Source organism: Undibacterium hunanense (assembly GCF_014284335.1).
GTDB lineage: Bacteria > Pseudomonadota > Gammaproteobacteria > Burkholderiales > Burkholderiaceae_D > Undibacterium > Undibacterium hunanense.
The window spans coordinates 195,262-210,847 of record NZ_JACOGF010000008.1 but is presented as its reverse complement, the minus strand read 5'-3'; the positions used below and the strand labels follow the sequence as shown (position 1 = coordinate 210,847).

Below are 15,586 nucleotides of genomic sequence, written 5' to 3'. Positions count from 1 at the left end.
CAGTGACCTGGCACCAGATCACCCCGAACTGTCATCGCAGCGATGACAAACTGGCAGGCTATAATGTTGACTACTTTTGCATTTGGCCCGAAGTTGACCTGCATATTTGATCTGCACAATTGACCTGCATAAACATGCATGAACCCCGACACTGATACTGACACCATCACCCCTGCCGAAGCCCTGTTCTATCAGGCCAATGATCTGATGGCGCAAGGCCAGGCGGATGCTGCCGAAGCCGCTTTCCGGCAAGCCTTGTTACTGGAGCCCGATCTGGCGGAAGCGCATGCCAATCTGGCCTGGTTGCTGGCGCAGCAAGGGCGATATGTGCAGGCAGAGCCGGCCTATCAGCAAGCCTTGCACCTGGCCCCTGACAATCTGCACATTGCCCTGAACTTTGCCGTCATGCTGGCAGCGCAGAAACGTTTAGCCGAGGCAGAACAGCAATATCGCCAGATATTGGCGCAGGATGCAGACCATGTGCCCGCCTTGTCGAATCTGGGCGTCTTGCTGGCCAGTATGCAGCGTGACGATGAGGCCGAAGCCTGTTACAGGCAGGCGCTGGTGTTGGCGCCGGATTATCGCAAGGCGGCATTCAACCTGGCTTACCTGTTGCTGCGCCAGGGTCGTTATGACGAAGGCTGGCACATGCTGGAAGCGCGTGACGGTCTGGAGATGCTGCAAAATCTGTTGCAAGATCATTTGCCTGCTGTGCCATCCGTGCAGCGCTGGCTGGGGCAAGACCTGGGTGGCAAGTCGATTATCATCCTGTTTGAATCTGGCCATGGCGACATGATGCAGTTTGCCCGCTATGCCAGCCTGTTAAAGCGGCGTGGAGCTGCGCGTGTCAGTTGCCTGTGCCACCCGGCCTTGAAAAGGCTGTTCACTTTACTGGACGGTCTGGACGACGTATGGGCCTTTGACCAGGACATTGCCATCAATGATTGGGATTGCTGGGTCGCGCCACTGAGTCTGCCGGGCCTGTTTGGCACGCGTGTGGACCATATACCCGCTGACCTGCCGTATTTGCACGCCCATCAGGAAGATCTGGATCAGCATGCCGACATCATCAGCATGGCAGGATGCGATGTGCGCGTGGGCCTGGTGTGGCACGGTAATCTGCAATTTGAAAACGATGCTGACCGGTCCATCCATGATTTGCAGGTCCTGCAGCCTCTGACGGCGATCGCTGGCGTGCATTTTTTCAGTCTGCAAAAGGGGGCAGGGGAATTGCGCGCGGGAGATGGTCCAACCGTCACCATGCCGCTGAAACTTAGCAATCTGGCACCACGCATCCACGATTTTGCAGATACCGCCGCCATCATCATGCAACTGGACCTGGTACTGACGGTGGATACCGCCGTGGCCCATCTGGCAGGGGCACTGGGCAAGCCCTGCTGGGTCATGCTGCCCGCCTGGCAGCCAGACTGGCGCTGGCTGACGCAGCGTGACGACAGCCCCTGGTATCCGGGCGTGGTGCGCCTGTTCAGGCAAGGCACGGTGGGTGACTGGGCCGGGGTGATACAGCAAGTCTGCGCGCAACTGGCTTTGCTGGTGGCAGGTTCTGGCAAGACATGAATTGTTTATTTTGCATTAAAAATTGCCTAATACAGGCCCAATACCGATCCAATACCGGCCCTGTATCTGCACTATCACCGGCACTATCCAGCGTCATTTTCCATCCCCACCGGCATGACAAAGTATAATGCCGCACCATGAATTTATTACGAACCCTTGCCGCCATCAGTGGCATGACCATGCTGTCACGGCTCACCGGTCTGGTGCGCGACGTGCTGATTACCACCCGTTTTGGCGCCGATGCCTATACGGATGTCTTTAACATCGCCTTTCGCATTCCCAACCTGCTGCGGCGCATGTTTGCCGAAGGGGCGTTTTCGCAAGCCTTTGTGCCCATCCTGGCTGAATACAAGGACAAGCAGGGCGATGCCGCCACCAAGACCCTGGTAGACCATGTCGCCACCATCATGACCTGGACCCTGGTGCTGACCTGCATACTGGGCATAGCCGGTGCGCCCATACTGCTGTACTTCATGGCCAGGGGCAAAGCTGGCCAGCCGGATGTGTTTAATGCTGCCATCGTCATGACGCGCATCATGTTCCCGTATATCGGGTTTATGTCCATGGTGGCACTGGCGGGCGGCATATTGAATACCTGGCGCGAATTCAAGGTGCCTGCCTTTACGCCGGTTTTATATAATCTGTCGTCGATTGCCGGGTCGCTGTTCCTGGCACCGTTTCTGGACCAACCGATTTATGCTCTGGCGATTGCCGTCTTTGTTGGCGGTGTGCTGCAACTGGTGGCCCAGGTGCCCGCGCTGATACGCGTTGGCATGCTGCCCAGCGTCAGCTGGCGCGTCGGCACTGCCTGGCAGGATGAAGGCGTGCGCCGCATTGTGCGCAATATGGTGCCCGCCATCCTGGCGGTATCCGCCACCCAGATCAGCATCGCCATCAATACCAGCATTGCATCGTCACTGCCGGATGGCAGCGTGACCTGGCTGGCCAATGCGGACAGGTTGATGGAATTCCCCACGGCCTTGCTGGGTGTGGCGCTGGGTACCATTCTGCTGCCTGGCCTGTCGAAAGCCAATACCGATGGTGATACGGCAGAATATTCATCGCTGCTGGACTGGGGCTTGCGCCTGACTTTCCTGCTGGCCATGCCCGCCGCTGTCGGCCTGGCTTCCATCCCCGAAGCATTGACGGCTACCCTGTACCACCATGACAAATACAATGCCCATGCGGTGCAGATGACATCCCATGCCCTGACTGCCTATGGCCTGGGTTTGCTGGGCCTGATCGTCGTCAAGATTCTGGCCCCCGGCTTTTATGCCAAGCAAAATATCCGCACCCCCGTCAAAATCGCTGTGGGTGTGATGATCGTCACGCAGTTGCTGAACCTGGTGTTCGTGCCTTATTTTGCCCATGCTGGCCTGGCATTGTCTGTCGGCCTGGGTGCCTGCGTGAATGCCATCCTGCTCTACACAGGCTTGCGCAAGCGCGGCATTTATCAACCCCAAAAAGGCTGGCTGATATTCCTCATCAAGTTGTGCGCCGCCCTGTTCCTGATGGCGGGCGTGGCCTTATGGACATCGCAGCAATTCCACTGGCTGGCCATGCGTGGCACCCCTATATTGCGGGCTGGCGCGCTGGCACTGGTGCTGGTGGCGGCTGCCGCTACGTATTTTGCGGCACTGGCTGCCATGGGTTTCCGGCCCAGGGATTTCAAGAAGGTGACCAGGGTGTGATGGTCAACACCATGTCCTGGCCGAAGACACATCAAAGATAAAAGCAGCGTGCAATGAACACAGAATATAAACCTCGCCCCTGGCTGGCAGTCTTGCTGAATGTCTTTGTGCCCGGACTGGGTTTTGTATACCTGAACCGGCTGGCGCTGGCGGCGGCCAATATTCTGTTCTTTCCACTGGTGCTGTTGATTGCTGGTCGTGCTGGGCTGGTTTTTTCGGCTCCGGGTTTTTTGCTGGTGACCCTGGTGTTGACCTGTTTCTGGCTGGCGTCATCCATTGTGGTGTTCCGGTTGGCGCGGCGGCAGTCGATGGCCGCACGTGGGTGGCTGCAACGCTGGTATGTGCTGCTTGCTGTCGGCATGGTCGGTTACGCTGTGGTGCAGTATTGCATGTCGATACGTGGCACCCTGTTTGGCTATGACATCTTCAATGTGCCAGGGATGTCTATGGAAACCACGCTGCTGTCCGGCGACAAGTTCATTGCCAATACCCTGGCATATGCGGATGCCGGGCATACACCACAACGCGGTGATGTGGTGGTGTTGCAGAACCCGGCGCAGGCCAATGTCAAATACGTCAAACGCATTATGGGTTTGCCGGACGAGCAGGTGTCCATGCGTGATGGCAGCGTGCTGATCAATGGCAAGGCGATTGCGGATGAACATGCCTTCCATGATCTCAGCAAGCCGGATCAGACAATGAATCAGCAATTTACCGTGCCGCCTGACAGTTATTTTGTATTGGGTGACAACCGCAACGATAGTCTTGATAGCCGCCATTTTGGCCCGGTACCGGCAGAGAAGATTTATGCCCGTGTGGAGCTGGTCTGGTTTTCTTATGGGATATCTTCCGTTCGCTGGGACAGGCTGGGTCTGGCGGTTAAATAAGTACTTGTTTCACGCTACAAGTTGTCCTCTGCACCTCCTCTTGACACGGTGTCAAGCGCCGTCGTCCGCACCTGACATAGTCATCATTGTTGCCCGACCCACGGCTGATTAGAATGCCCTCAAGCCTGTCGGGAAAGCACATGCCATATCCGCTGATGTGTGTGTGTTGAATTGTGCGCTGCTTGTGTGCTGCTTGTGTGCTGCTTGTGTGCTGCTTGTGTGCTTCCTTTCTCGCTGTATTCAATTTCAATGAAATTCATTCACCGTGAAAGAGTGTACCCATGTCTGAAAACCATGCCCGAATTACCGATGCTGAAGATGCACCCAAAAAATCCTGGTTGTCAAAGATCATTGGCTGGGTGGTGGCCATCATTATTCTGATCGTGGTTGCCCAGTTTATCGCTGGCCTTCAAAGCGATCAAAAAGCCAGGTTTGTTGCTGAATCACGCAGCCTGGCCGAGACCGCCTGTGCCGGTGATGCGGCCTGTCTGGCGGCAGTCAGCACCAAACTGGATATTTGCCTGGAACTGTATTCCGAGTCGCACAAGAGCGGCAAATTTAGTCGCAAATACACACTGAACAAAGAGAGTTTTCTGGCCTGCATGAAGTAATGCATAGCGGTTTTTGCTGGCCAGATACTTACCAGACACTGGCCTGGTACCCGATATATAGGGATTGAATACGCAACTTGCAGCTTGGTTATATACGATAAAAGAATCAACAAGATGATTGGAAAAGCGAGTTAACTTCGTACAATTTCGGCGATATACGTTCGATAATGCGTTCAAGGATCAGTAAGAATCCCTGACGCATCCACCATCCTTAGCTGGTGAATGCATATCAATGACGTACCAATAGGAGACACGCAAGATGAATAAAAAACTCATACTGGCAAGCCTGATGTTGGGCTTGTCTGCAGCAAGCAATGCCGCCACGTATTATGTTGCGCCTACCGGCAATGACGCTGCCGCAGGCACCAAGGCAGCACCATGGAAATCCATCGCCCGCGCCCAGACAGCCGCAGCAGCAGGCGACACCGTCTACTTCAGAGGTGGCAACTATAACTACACCGCAGGCATTAACACCTGCGCCACCCGTACCGACATCGTCAACGCCATTACGCTGGACAAGAGCGGTACCTCTGGCAGCCCGATTCGTTACTGGGCTTATCCTGGTGAAACACCAGTCTTTGATTTTTCACAAATGACGGATGATTGCCGCGTCAAAGCCTTCAATGTGGTCGCCAACTGGGTGCATTTGAAAGGGCTGGAAGTCACAGGCGCACCGCAACAACCCGGCAACCGCCTCAATCATGAATCATGGGCCGTATGGATCAATGGCAGCAATAATACGTTTGAACAGTTGAATACCCACCACAACATGGGGCCGGGCATATTCATCCAGAATGGCGGCAACAATCTCGTTCTCAATAGTGATTCCCACCATAACTACGACCCTTACACTTCAAATGGTGCAGGCCAGAGTGCTGACGGCTTTGGTGCCCACATCAAGGCAGGCAACCCAGGCAATGTTTTCCGTGGCTGCCGCGCATGGGCCAATTCGGATGATGGCTTTGATCTCATCAATGCCTATTCACCGGTATTGATAGAAAATTCCTGGACCTGGTCGCAAGGCTATCTGCCCGGCACCACTACACCTGTGACAGCAGGTAATGGCAATGGCTTCAAGCTGGGTGGCTATGGTGGCGTGTATGTATCGAATGCTGCCAAGCACACCATACGTTTCTCGGTCGCCTTTAATAACAAGGCATCGGGTTTCTATGCCAATCACCACCCGATCGCGAATGACTTCTACAACAATACCAGCTACGGTAACAATACCGATTTCAACATGCTGGGCATTGATTCAAACGGCAATGCAGTGAACCTGGGTAACCTGCGCAACAACATCGCGTTTGGCGGTACACTGCTGTCCAATATGACAGGTGTAAACGATCAGTTCAATTCATGGAACCTGGCAGTCACGGTTTCATCTGCCGACTTCCAAAGCATATCCACCACCGGCTGGGATGCACCACGCCAGGCCGATGGCAGTTTGCCGGTGTTGAACAAGTTCCGCCTGGTGACAGGTAGCGACCTGATCAACAAAGGTACCAATGTCGGCCTGCCTTTCAATGGCTCGGCACCAGACCTGGGTGCGTTTGAAAACTGATTTTTCTTTGACTGATGCAATAGAAATACGATAAGTACGAGAAATAAGAGAAATAAGAGGAACAAGGTACACGTGCTCTGTGTATCTTGTTCCTCTGCTTTATTGAAATGTCCACGAGGTAAATCGCAAGATGAACAAGAAATACATGGTTGCAAGCCTGACGTTAAGCGTCATGTTAGCTCTGTCAGCCGCCAGCAATGCCGCCACCTATTACGTGGCACCCACAGGCGATGACAAGGCAACAGGCAGCAAAGACGCACCATGGAAAACCATCGCACGCGCCCAGACAAGCGCTGTCGCTGGTGATACGATTTACTTCAGGGGCGGCAACTACATCTACACGGCGGGCGTCAATACCTGCGCCACCCGCACCGATACGGTCAATGCCGTTACGCTGGACAAAAGCGGTAGCGCTGGCAATCCGATTCGTTACTGGGCGTATCCTGGTGAAACACCGGTCTTTGATTTTTCGCAAATGAAGGATGATTGCCGCGTCAAAGGCTTCAATGTTGTTGCCGACTGGGTGCATTTGAAAGGGCTGGAAATTACCGGCGTGCCGCAGCAGCCAGAGAATCGCCTCAATCATGAATCGTGGGGTGTATGGATCAACGGCAGCCATAATATTTTTGAACAACTCAATACCCACCACAATATGGGGCCGGGCGTCTTCATCAAAAACGGTGGCTATAACCTGGTCCTCAATAGCGATTCCCACCACAACTACGACCCCTATACCTCGAACGGTGCCGGGCAGAGTGCCGATGGCTTTGGTGCCCACGTCAAGGCCGATAACCCCGGCAATGTATTCCGTGGTTGCCGCGCATGGGCCAATTCGGATGATGGCTTTGACCTCATCAATGCCTTTTCGCCCGTGTTGATAGAAAATTCCTGGACCTGGTCGCAAGGTTATCTGCCGGGCACCAGTATTTCACTGCCAGCCGGTAACGGCAATGGCTTCAAGCTGGGTGGCTATGGTGGCAAGTATGTGCCAAACGGCGTCAAGCACAGCATACGTTTTTCTGTCGCATTCAATAATAAAGTGTCTGGCTTTTACGCCAATCACCATCCTGTTGCGAATGATTTCTTCAACAATACCAGCTTTGATAATGGTGTTGATTTCAATATGCTGGGTATAGATGCCAGCGGCAAGCCTGTCAATCTGGGTAACTTGCGTAATAACATCGCATTCGGCGGTACCCTGGTATCGAATATGGATGGAACTGACAACCAGTTCAATTCCTGGAACTTGCCGCTAAAGCTCACCGCAGCCGACTTTCAGAACATATCCAACGCAGGTTGGGATGCACCCAGACAAGCCGACGGCAGCCTGCCAGTGCTGAAGAACTTCCACCTGGCACCAGGCAGCGCGCTGAAAAACAAGGGCACCAACGTCAACCTGTCTTACAAGGGCGCTACGCCAGATATGGGGGCGTTTGATGACTGATGGGGCAGGGCAGTGGCGGTAGCTACTGCCATGATGTTTGTCTACACTTTGCTGATACTGTTCGTTCTCAGTATCGTCTTTCATATCATCTTTAATATTGCTTTTTACAGACGCAAATTCATATTGCGTACCTTTGGCATGGGGTTCATTATGGAGCCTAATGTTCAGAGCACCTCAGTTGCTCTGGGCATTGTCCTATATTGTCTTAAGCACGGCCTTTATCACTGGTCGTAAAATTCCCGGAGGCAGAAGATCATGGCAAAGTACCTTATTTCATTTCCCAGCGTTGCAATGAATGTACCTGACAGTGAGATGGAAACGGTGGGGCGGGATGCTCGTGAAGTGATACGCGAGACGAAGAAGGCAGGCGTCTACGTATTCGGCGGTGGCATTGATGAAACAGTTGCACCCGTTCTGGTGTCGGCCAATGGCGCAGTCGCCGAGGGAGGCTACTCGTGGGCGCCGCCACTCAATGGTGGTTTCACTGTACTTGAGCTTCCTTCAAGAGAGGACGCCATCACCTGGGCCGCACGTATCGCAAAAGCCTGTCGCTGTGATCAGGAACTTAGAGTATTTGGCTTTGATCCAGAGTCGTGAGAACCTGTTCACGATCTGTAGTCTGCATGGACGAGGGCAGGGCAATATAAAAATAGCTTTAGAAAGAATACCAAATGAAAAAGTTTCTCGTCACTTGCAGCGCGCTGCTTCTCATGTCAGCCAGTGTGCCTGCTTTCGCGGAAGACCCCGTGGGCGATTGGACAGGTTTAATAGAAGGTGCGATTCGTCTGAATATTTTCGTCACTAAAACACAAGCTGGGCAACACGAAGTCAAGGTCATCAGCCCTGACCAGGGCAACTTCACCATCAAAGCCGACAAAGTAGAAGCTGGTGAAAATTTCATGCGTTTTAGCATTGCGAAACTCAATTGCAACTATGAAGCAAAATGGGACGAGACACAGAAAGCATGGTTAGGAACCTGGACACAGGGACAGCAAGCCAAACTTAAGCTTACGCGTTTAGACGCCAAAGCCTTGGCGGCACAAGTGAAAAAGCGCCCACAGGAAGAAGCAATAGCAAAAAGCCCGCACAACTACTCAAGTACAGATGTAAGTTTTCAAAATGCAAAAGCCAGGATAAGTTTGGCTGGCACATTGACGCTACCGCAAGGCAAGGGCCCATTTCCCGCAGTTGTTTTGGTGCATGGATCAGGTCCCAATGATAGAGATGAAACCATTTTCGATCATAAAATTTTCCTGGTATTGGCAGATCATTTAAGCAAACAGGGGGTAGCGGTGCTGCGCTACGATAAACGCGGCATCGCAGCATCGAAAGGCGATTACAAGAATGCTACGACCTTTGACTTTGCCGACGATGCGCAAGCAGCGGTGGATTATCTGCGCACCCGCTCTGAAATCAACCAGGACAAATTGGGAATGATAGGCCATTCCGAGGGAGGCCTGATCGCGCCCATGGTGGCAGCAAATGATCCCAAACTGAAATTTATCGTGTTGATGGCAGGTCCTGGCGTACGCTCCGATGCTGTACTACTGGAACAGAGTCGGCTAACTGGGCTTGCCAATGGTGAGAGTCAAGCCGAAGTCGAGAAAGCGCAGAAAGTAAGTCGTGAAGCCTATGCCATTATGAATTCGGGCGCAGACGACAAGACGATCAGCGAGCGACTGAAAGCACATCTCGACCAAGCGGAAATAAACGGTGATCTGACCAAGGGGGCAGGAGCAGGACAATTAAGCCGCCTGGAAAGACCCTGGTTCAGAGCATTTATCAAATACGATCCTGCACCGACCCTGGCGAAAGTGAAGCAAGCAACACTGGTTTTGAATGGCGAACTGGATCTGCAAGTGCCCGCTAAAATGAATCTCGATGGGATACGGGCGAATATGAAAGCGAACAAAAACGTCGTCATCAAAGAACTGCCTAAACTCAATCATCTGTTCCAAACCGCGACCAACGGTTCACCGGCTGAATACGGAAAAATCGAGGAAACTTTGTCGCCTGTAGCCTTAGACGTTATGGCTGGTTGGATCTTACAACAATAAATTCAGTGCACTTGCCAAGCACCTTTGTCAAGGAGGATTTGGCAGTCTGTGTAGGGGCGATTAGCAGCGCGTAATCGCCCACTGTGCACAGCAATGCCTTTCTTGGTTACATCCCGAAGCAGCCACCATTTACTTCAACAGATCCGCCTTTTTCTTGTCAAACTCTTCCTGCGTGATAATTTTGTCGTCGAGCAGGCCTTTCAGTTTTCGAATCTGGTCGAGCGGATCAAGGGCTGGTGCTGCGGCTGCTGGCTTTTTGCTTGGGTTTTTACATTCCATCAGTGTTTTTTCAGCCATCACTTTTTCTGACATGATGGATTGAATGGTGACATTGTGCTTGCTTTGGATGGTGGCATTTTCAGTTGCTGCCTGAATCCGGTAGGCTGGTGATGAACTGCTGGAAATTTCGCGTTTGGCCGGATCAAATTCGGCATCCAGTTCTGCCTGGGCAAGCCTGGCTTCAACGGCGGTCAGTGCTTTTTTTTCTGGTTCACAGGGTTTGGCTGCGACAGGTGTAAAGGAAGGATTTTTGCTGCTGATCGCCAGTTGCTCTTCTTTGGTCCGCAAGACCACGGCGCTTTGATTGCAAATATCCTTGTACATCGCTTTGACGAGGATGTCGTCTGTCGAAAGATCTGAGGCGACTTCGGTGTTCCACATGAAGGTGTAGCTGACCACGTCATCATTGAACTGCGCATAGATATCGTACAGGTAGGTTTCACCGTCACGGGCTTTCTCGTAAACCTTGGTGCGGATCACATACATATCGTATCTGTCATCAGAGAAAATGCCGGAGTTGACTTTCATGCCGTGACATAACTCGGTCTTGTCCACCAGATTCCTCGATTTGAATGTGGCGAAAAATTTCTCAAGCGGATTGGTGGGCGGAACATTCTTTTCTGGAATACCTTTCGATCCCCAGGAATAGATGGTGCCTGCCAAAAGCGGCGTCGATGCAACAGGAAGCAAGAAGGTGATGAGAGCTGCCTTGGTCAAAAATGAGCGCATGGTGTTTTTTTGTCGGTGGAGATGATGCAAGTATAAATTGAATCATGTCCTGTCGGTTGCAAAAAAACCATTGCCCGGCATAGCACCACCCAAACCCGGATACCAGCGGCATCCGGGCTTGCACTTCACTTAGTGCTCAAGCCCTGGCCAGTGCCTCTACCGGGTCAAGCCTGGCGGCGCTGCGGGCGGGCAAAAAGCCGAAGCTCATGCCTATCAGTGTTGATACGCCAAACGCACCGATGATGGCCGTGCTGGAAAACACCATCTGGAAATCATCCGAAAATTGCGCAAACAGTGCGCCCAGCCCCAATGCCAGGCTAACGCCAATGGCACCACCCAGCACGCAGACCAGCACTGCTTCAATCAAAAACTGGCGCAGGATATCGCCCTGACGCGCGCCCACGGCCATGCGCACGCCGATTTCCTGCGTGCGTTCGGTGACGGATACCAGCATGATGTTCATCACACCGATGCCACCCACCAGCAGCGAGATCAGGGCGATGGATGAGATCAGCAGGGTGATGGTGCGGGTGGTCTGTTCTATAGTCTGGCGTATGCTGTCGGTGTTTTGGGTAAAGAAATCGGTTTTGCCGTGGCGCTGGGTCAGCAACTGTATGATGCCCTGTTCGGCCACTGTGCTGGGTACGGCATCGGTGACGCGCACGGTCAGGCTGCGCAGATAATCCTGCCCGGTCAGGCGTGACATCGCAGTGGTGTAGGGCAGCCAGATATTCACGCTGTCATCATTGCCAAAGCTGCTGCTTTTCTTGGCGGTGACACCGATGATGCGGGCCGGTACATTGCCCAGCAAGATCACTTCACCCAATGCGTTTTCACCATTGGGAAACAGGGTCTTGCGGGCATTGTCATCAATCACGGCGACCTGTGATTGCTGTTTTTCTGCCTCTTCATTAAAGCTCTGACCGGCAGCAAAGGTATAGCCGCGCACGCGAAAGAATTGTTCGCCGACGCCAGTAACGTTGGCGCTGCTGGCTTCGATATTGCGGTAACGCAGAGTGACACTGGCACTGACTGTTGGCGTGACACTGTCTACATAATCCAGTTGCGCCAGTGCCTTGGCATCACCCACGCGCAAGGTGCGTATGGCATTGGCGCGGCGGTCACCAAAGCCGGTGCCGGGCGAGATATTGATGGTGTTGGTACCCATGGCGCTGATGTTGGACAGAATGCGCTGGCTGGACCCTTCACCCAGCGCCACGACTGACACCACAGAAGCAATACCGATGATAATGCCCAGCATGGTCAGCAGCGTGCGCAGGCGGTGGCCAGCCATGGCCCGCAGCGCCATCTGTGCAGCTTCGCCAAGACGACCCAGCAAATCACGCAGCGGCGTGCCGGCACGTACTGGCGCACCTGCCGCCTTGGTGACCAGCGCCGGGGCATCAGGTTGACGCCGGTCTGCCACGATGCAGCCATCGCTGATTTCAATCACACGCTGGGCATGGGCAGCCACTTGCGCATCATGCGTCACCAGGATGATGGTATGGCCATCGGCATGCAATTCATTGAGAATCTTCATCACTTCCAGGCCGCTGGCACGGTCCAGTGCGCCGGTGGGTTCATCGGCCAGTATCACATCGCCGCCATTCATCAGTGCCCGCGCAATAGACACACGCTGTTGCTGACCGCCTGACAACTGGCCGGGGCGGTGCCACAGTCTTTCACCCAGACCCAGCCGTTTCAGCAACAGCATGGCGCGTTCACGGCGTTCGGCGGTTGGCATACCGGCATAGATGGCCGGTATCTCAACATTGCCGATCGCACTGAGGTCACCCATCAATTGATATTTCTGGAAGATAAAACCAAAATGCTCGCGCCGCAGCCGGGCCAGTTCATCGGGTAGCATGGCACCAGTTTCCTGGCCTGCCACCTGATAGCTGCCACGGGTAGGGCGATCAAGACAACCCAGGATATTCATCAGCGTTGATTTACCAGAACCCGATGGCCCCATGATGGCCACCATCTCGCCAGCTTCAATCACCAGATCCACATCGCGCAACACCGCCACCATGCCTTCACCGGCAGGGAACTCGCGGGTCAGGCCGCGTACCTCAAGCAAGGCTGTCATGATCAGAACATAGGTGGCGGGCCGCCACGCTGGTTGTTAGCCGATACCGCGCCAACCTTGGCTTCGGTGGTGACAACCTGCTCATCCTGCGCCAATCCTTCCAGCACTTCAGCCCGCACCCGGTTGTTCAGCCCTATGCGCACGCTTTTTTCCATGATGCGGCCACCGGCCATGACCCGCACCTTGTAACGTCCCTCTCCCGCATGGGTATCACGTGCACCCAGTGCACCGCTGGGTATCGTCAGTGCATCCTTCACCTGTGCCAGCACAATGCTGGTCTGCGCCGTCATGTTGATGCGCAGCTTGCCGTCGGGGTTTGCGACATCGAAAATACCGTTGTAATAAATGGCGGTCGCTGTGGTACTGGTCGTGGTAGTGCTGGTATCGGTAGCCAGTGTGGTGGGACCAGGTTCAACGGCACGCAGCTTGGTTTCATAACGTTTGTCCGGATCACCCAGCAGGCTGAAATACACCGGCATGCCAGGTTTTACACGTGGTACATCGGCTTCTGATATCTGCGCCTTGATGGTCATGGTATCGAGCCTGGCCAGTTTGATCAGCGTCGGTGCCGACTGATTGGCATTCACCGTCTGGCCCTGTTCGGTAACGATGGCCACGACCACGCCATCCATCGGTGCGGTAACGCGGGTGTAACCCAGGTTGACCTTGCTGGTATCTTCCGCCACCTTGGCCTGGGCAATCTGCGCCTCTTGCACGGCGACATCGGCGCGGCTGGTGCTGAGCGTGGCTTCTGCTGCTTCCAGATCAGAACGCGAGCCTGCATCAATCGCCACCAACTGACGCAGCCGGGCGGCAGTCAGTTCAGCCTGCTTCAGTGCCGCCTGGCGTGAACGCAACTGCGCTTCGGCACTCTTCAATGCGGCCTGGGCATTGCGCAGATTGTTTTGCTGCGTCAGTGCGTCGATCTCGGCGATCAACTGTCCCTGCTTGACGGTATCGCCCAACGCCACGTGCAGGCGCTCTACCTTACCTGTCACCTGTGCACCAACGCTGACCAATTTGGCCGCACCAATGGTGCCGGTGGCTAGTACTGTATCTTCGACATCAGCTTTGGTGACAGGGGCTGTTGCCACCTGCGGTGGTGGCGGTGGGGTGAACCATATGCGCTTGGCCAGCAAGGCAAGCGCAACCACGACGATGGCAATCAACAGCAAGCGCCACGGAGAAAACCAGGAGCGAATACCGGAAGTAGGGAGTGTTTTCATTTTATTCAATTCGTTTCAGGTCAAGTACCGCCCAGCACCTTGTACAGCGTGATGCGGTTGCTTTGTTCTGCCAGCCGCATGCTGATCAGGGATTGTTGTGCCGCATAAAAGCTGCGCTGCGCATCCAGCAGATCCAGCTGGCTGCTGCTGCCAGCGCGCCAGTTTTGTTCGGCCAGACGCAATTGCAAGGCAGACGATTCGGTCAGCGCCAGTTGCATGGCCAGCCGGTCAGCCAGCGAGCTACGCACGCTCAATGCATCAGCCACCTCGCGGAAAGCGGTCTGCACCGTTTTGTCATATTGCGCCAGGGCGATATCGCGGCTTAGCTCTGCCGCCTGCACTTTGGCACGCCCGGCACCGCCATCAAAGATGGGCAGACTGACCGACGGTCCAAAGCTCCAGCTACCCGACTTGAACAGGTCTGCCAGATCACGGCTGCTGCTGCCCGCCGAACCCGTCAGCGTGATACGCGGGAAACGCTCTGCGCGCGCCGTGCCTATATCGGCATGGCTGCCCTGCAATTGATGTTCTGCCGCACGCACATCGGGCCGGTCTTGCAATATCTGTGACGGCAGGCTGGCTGGCAAGCTCAGCATGATGCTAGCTTCGGGCTGCTGGGGTTGTTGGGTTGGTGGTTCCAGCTCAGGCGGTGTGGCTGCACCCACCAGCAAATCCAGCGCATGGCGGTCTTGCGTCACTTGCAGTGCTGCATTCGCCACGTCCAGCCGCGCCTGGTCCTGTGCACTCAGCGACTGCGCCAGTGCCAGACCGTTGATGGCACCCAGTTGATGTCGCTGCACATTCAACTGATGGCTGCGCTGGCGACTGCTCAAGGTCTGTTCCGCCAGTTGCTGGCGTTGCAGGTCTGCGGCCAGTGTCAGCCAGGCACTGGCCACCTCTGCCATCAGACTTAATTGCACACTGCGATGCGATTCGGCAGAAGACAGAGCGCTTTGCAAGGCCGATTCACTGGCATTACGCAGGCGACCAAACAAATCCAGCTCAAACGCCGTCAGCCCTATCTGCGCTGAAACGCTGCGCCCGCCATGGTCCGAACGGCTGGCATTGGCACTGGCATTCAACGTCGGCAACTGCGCCGCATCCTGAATACTGAGCTGGGTACGTGCCTGCTCCACCTTCAGCGCAGCTACACGCACATCACGGTTATTCACCAACGCCAGCACGATCAATCGCTTCAAACGCGCATCAGTAAAGAATTGCTGCCAGTCTGGCAGCGCCGCCATATCCTGGCCGGTAGCGTCAGCTTTTTGGGTGCCATCATATACCGCAGTGGCTAGCGAAATAGTAGTGAGCGGAGTGGCAGCAGGCGGCCGCTGGTATTTAGGTGCCAGATTGGCACAAGCAGCCAGCGACAGCACTGCAGTGGCCAGCAGCAAACGCCGGCCAGGGGAGTTTTGACAAATCATGCGCAAA

12 protein-coding genes are annotated in these 15,586 nt (G+C 54.5%); 8 read left to right on the top strand and 4 right to left on the bottom strand.

Annotated features, from left to right (window positions below):
• The first annotated feature begins 138 nt into the window (after positions 1 to 138).
• From H8L32_RS16520 to H8L32_RS16485, 8 genes are all read left to right on the top strand, one after another.
• Positions 139 to 1,578, top strand: coding sequence for a tetratricopeptide repeat protein (locus H8L32_RS16520; protein WP_186948360.1), 1,440 nt, complete (start codon positions 139 to 141; stop codon positions 1,576 to 1,578).
• Between the two features lie 137 nt (positions 1,579 to 1,715).
• Positions 1,716 to 3,269 carry a murein biosynthesis integral membrane protein MurJ gene (gene murJ, locus H8L32_RS16515; RefSeq protein WP_186948359.1) on the top strand — a complete coding sequence of 518 codons (1,554 nt, stop codon included), beginning with the start codon at positions 1,716 to 1,718 and terminating at the stop codon, positions 3,267 to 3,269.
• 53 nt (positions 3,270 to 3,322) lie between these two features.
• The gene (lepB, locus tag H8L32_RS16510; RefSeq protein ID WP_186948358.1) at positions 3,323 to 4,156 is read left to right on the top strand and encodes a signal peptidase I; all 834 of its coding nucleotides are present in this window, start codon (positions 3,323 to 3,325) and stop codon (positions 4,154 to 4,156) included.
• A 281-nt stretch (positions 4,157 to 4,437) separates the two neighbouring features.
• The gene (locus tag H8L32_RS16505; RefSeq protein WP_186948357.1) at positions 4,438 to 4,767 is read left to right on the top strand and encodes a hypothetical protein; all 330 of its coding nucleotides are present in this window, start codon (positions 4,438 to 4,440) and stop codon (positions 4,765 to 4,767) included.
• 259 nt (positions 4,768 to 5,026) lie between these two features.
• Positions 5,027 to 6,328 carry a right-handed parallel beta-helix repeat-containing protein gene (locus tag H8L32_RS16500; protein ID WP_186948356.1) on the top strand — a complete coding sequence of 434 codons (1,302 nt, stop codon included), beginning with the start codon at positions 5,027 to 5,029 and terminating at the stop codon, positions 6,326 to 6,328.
• Between the two features lie 130 nt (positions 6,329 to 6,458).
• The gene (locus H8L32_RS16495) at positions 6,459 to 7,772 is read left to right on the top strand and encodes a right-handed parallel beta-helix repeat-containing protein (RefSeq protein WP_186948355.1); all 1,314 of its coding nucleotides are present in this window, start codon (positions 6,459 to 6,461) and stop codon (positions 7,770 to 7,772) included.
• 255 nt (positions 7,773 to 8,027) lie between these two features.
• A complete protein-coding gene (locus tag H8L32_RS16490) occupies positions 8,028 to 8,369 on the top strand; it encodes a YciI family protein (protein WP_186948354.1) in 342 nt (113 codons plus the stop codon).
• 74 nt (positions 8,370 to 8,443) lie between these two features.
• Positions 8,444 to 9,829, top strand: a complete 1,386-nt coding sequence (locus H8L32_RS16485) for an alpha/beta hydrolase family protein (RefSeq protein ID WP_186948353.1) — start codon at positions 8,444 to 8,446, stop codon at positions 9,827 to 9,829.
• 129 nt (positions 9,830 to 9,958) lie between these two features.
• Here H8L32_RS16485 and H8L32_RS16480 read toward each other — a convergent pair whose 3' ends face one another.
• The 4 genes from H8L32_RS16480 to H8L32_RS16465 all read right to left on the bottom strand — a co-directional run bounded on the left by H8L32_RS16480 (position 9,959) and on the right by H8L32_RS16465 (position 15,579).
• Entirely contained in the window at positions 9,959 to 10,837 is an 879-nt protein-coding gene (locus H8L32_RS16480; RefSeq protein WP_222619388.1) for an SHOCT domain-containing protein, read from the bottom strand.
• Between the two features lie 136 nt (positions 10,838 to 10,973).
• Positions 10,974 to 12,926: a MacB family efflux pump subunit gene (locus H8L32_RS16475; RefSeq protein ID WP_186948352.1), complete on the bottom strand. Its 1,953-nt coding sequence runs from the start codon at positions 12,924 to 12,926 to the stop codon at positions 10,974 to 10,976.
• Between the two features lie 2 nt (positions 12,927 to 12,928).
• Complete coding sequence (locus tag H8L32_RS16470; protein ID WP_186948351.1) at positions 12,929 to 14,152, bottom strand: efflux RND transporter periplasmic adaptor subunit; 1,224 nt, start codon at positions 14,150 to 14,152, stop codon at positions 12,929 to 12,931.
• A 20-nt stretch (positions 14,153 to 14,172) separates the two neighbouring features.
• A complete protein-coding gene (locus tag H8L32_RS16465; protein ID WP_186948350.1) occupies positions 14,173 to 15,579 on the bottom strand; it encodes an efflux transporter outer membrane subunit in 1,407 nt (468 codons plus the stop codon).
• Positions 15,580 to 15,586: the final 7 nt, after the last annotated feature.

What these genes read in the sequence shown, in the direction of transcription:
- H8L32_RS16490 (WP_186948354.1), top strand. Translation starts at nt 8,028, where the DNA reads ATGGCAAAGTACCTTATTTCATTTCCCAGCGTTGCAATGAATGTACCT.
- H8L32_RS16505 (WP_186948357.1), top strand. Translation starts at nt 4,438, where the DNA reads ATGTCTGAAAACCATGCCCGAATTACCGATGCTGAAGATGCACCCAAA.
- H8L32_RS16475 (WP_186948352.1), bottom strand. Translation starts at nt 12,926, where the DNA reads ATGACAGCCTTGCTTGAGGTACGCGGCCTGACCCGCGAGTTCCCTGCC.
- lepB (WP_186948358.1), top strand. Translation starts at nt 3,323, where the DNA reads ATGAACACAGAATATAAACCTCGCCCCTGGCTGGCAGTCTTGCTGAAT.
- H8L32_RS16485 (WP_186948353.1), top strand. Translation starts at nt 8,444, where the DNA reads ATGAAAAAGTTTCTCGTCACTTGCAGCGCGCTGCTTCTCATGTCAGCC.
- H8L32_RS16495 (WP_186948355.1), top strand. Translation starts at nt 6,459, where the DNA reads ATGAACAAGAAATACATGGTTGCAAGCCTGACGTTAAGCGTCATGTTA.
- H8L32_RS16480 (WP_222619388.1), bottom strand. Translation starts at nt 10,837, where the DNA reads ATGCGCTCATTTTTGACCAAGGCAGCTCTCATCACCTTCTTGCTTCCT.
- murJ (WP_186948359.1), top strand. Translation starts at nt 1,716, where the DNA reads ATGAATTTATTACGAACCCTTGCCGCCATCAGTGGCATGACCATGCTG.
- H8L32_RS16470 (WP_186948351.1), bottom strand. Translation starts at nt 14,152, where the DNA reads ATGAAAACACTCCCTACTTCCGGTATTCGCTCCTGGTTTTCTCCGTGG.
- H8L32_RS16500 (WP_186948356.1), top strand. Translation starts at nt 5,027, where the DNA reads ATGAATAAAAAACTCATACTGGCAAGCCTGATGTTGGGCTTGTCTGCA.
- H8L32_RS16465 (WP_186948350.1), bottom strand. Translation starts at nt 15,579, where the DNA reads ATGATTTGTCAAAACTCCCCTGGCCGGCGTTTGCTGCTGGCCACTGCA.
- H8L32_RS16520 (WP_186948360.1), top strand. Translation starts at nt 139, where the DNA reads ATGAACCCCGACACTGATACTGACACCATCACCCCTGCCGAAGCCCTG.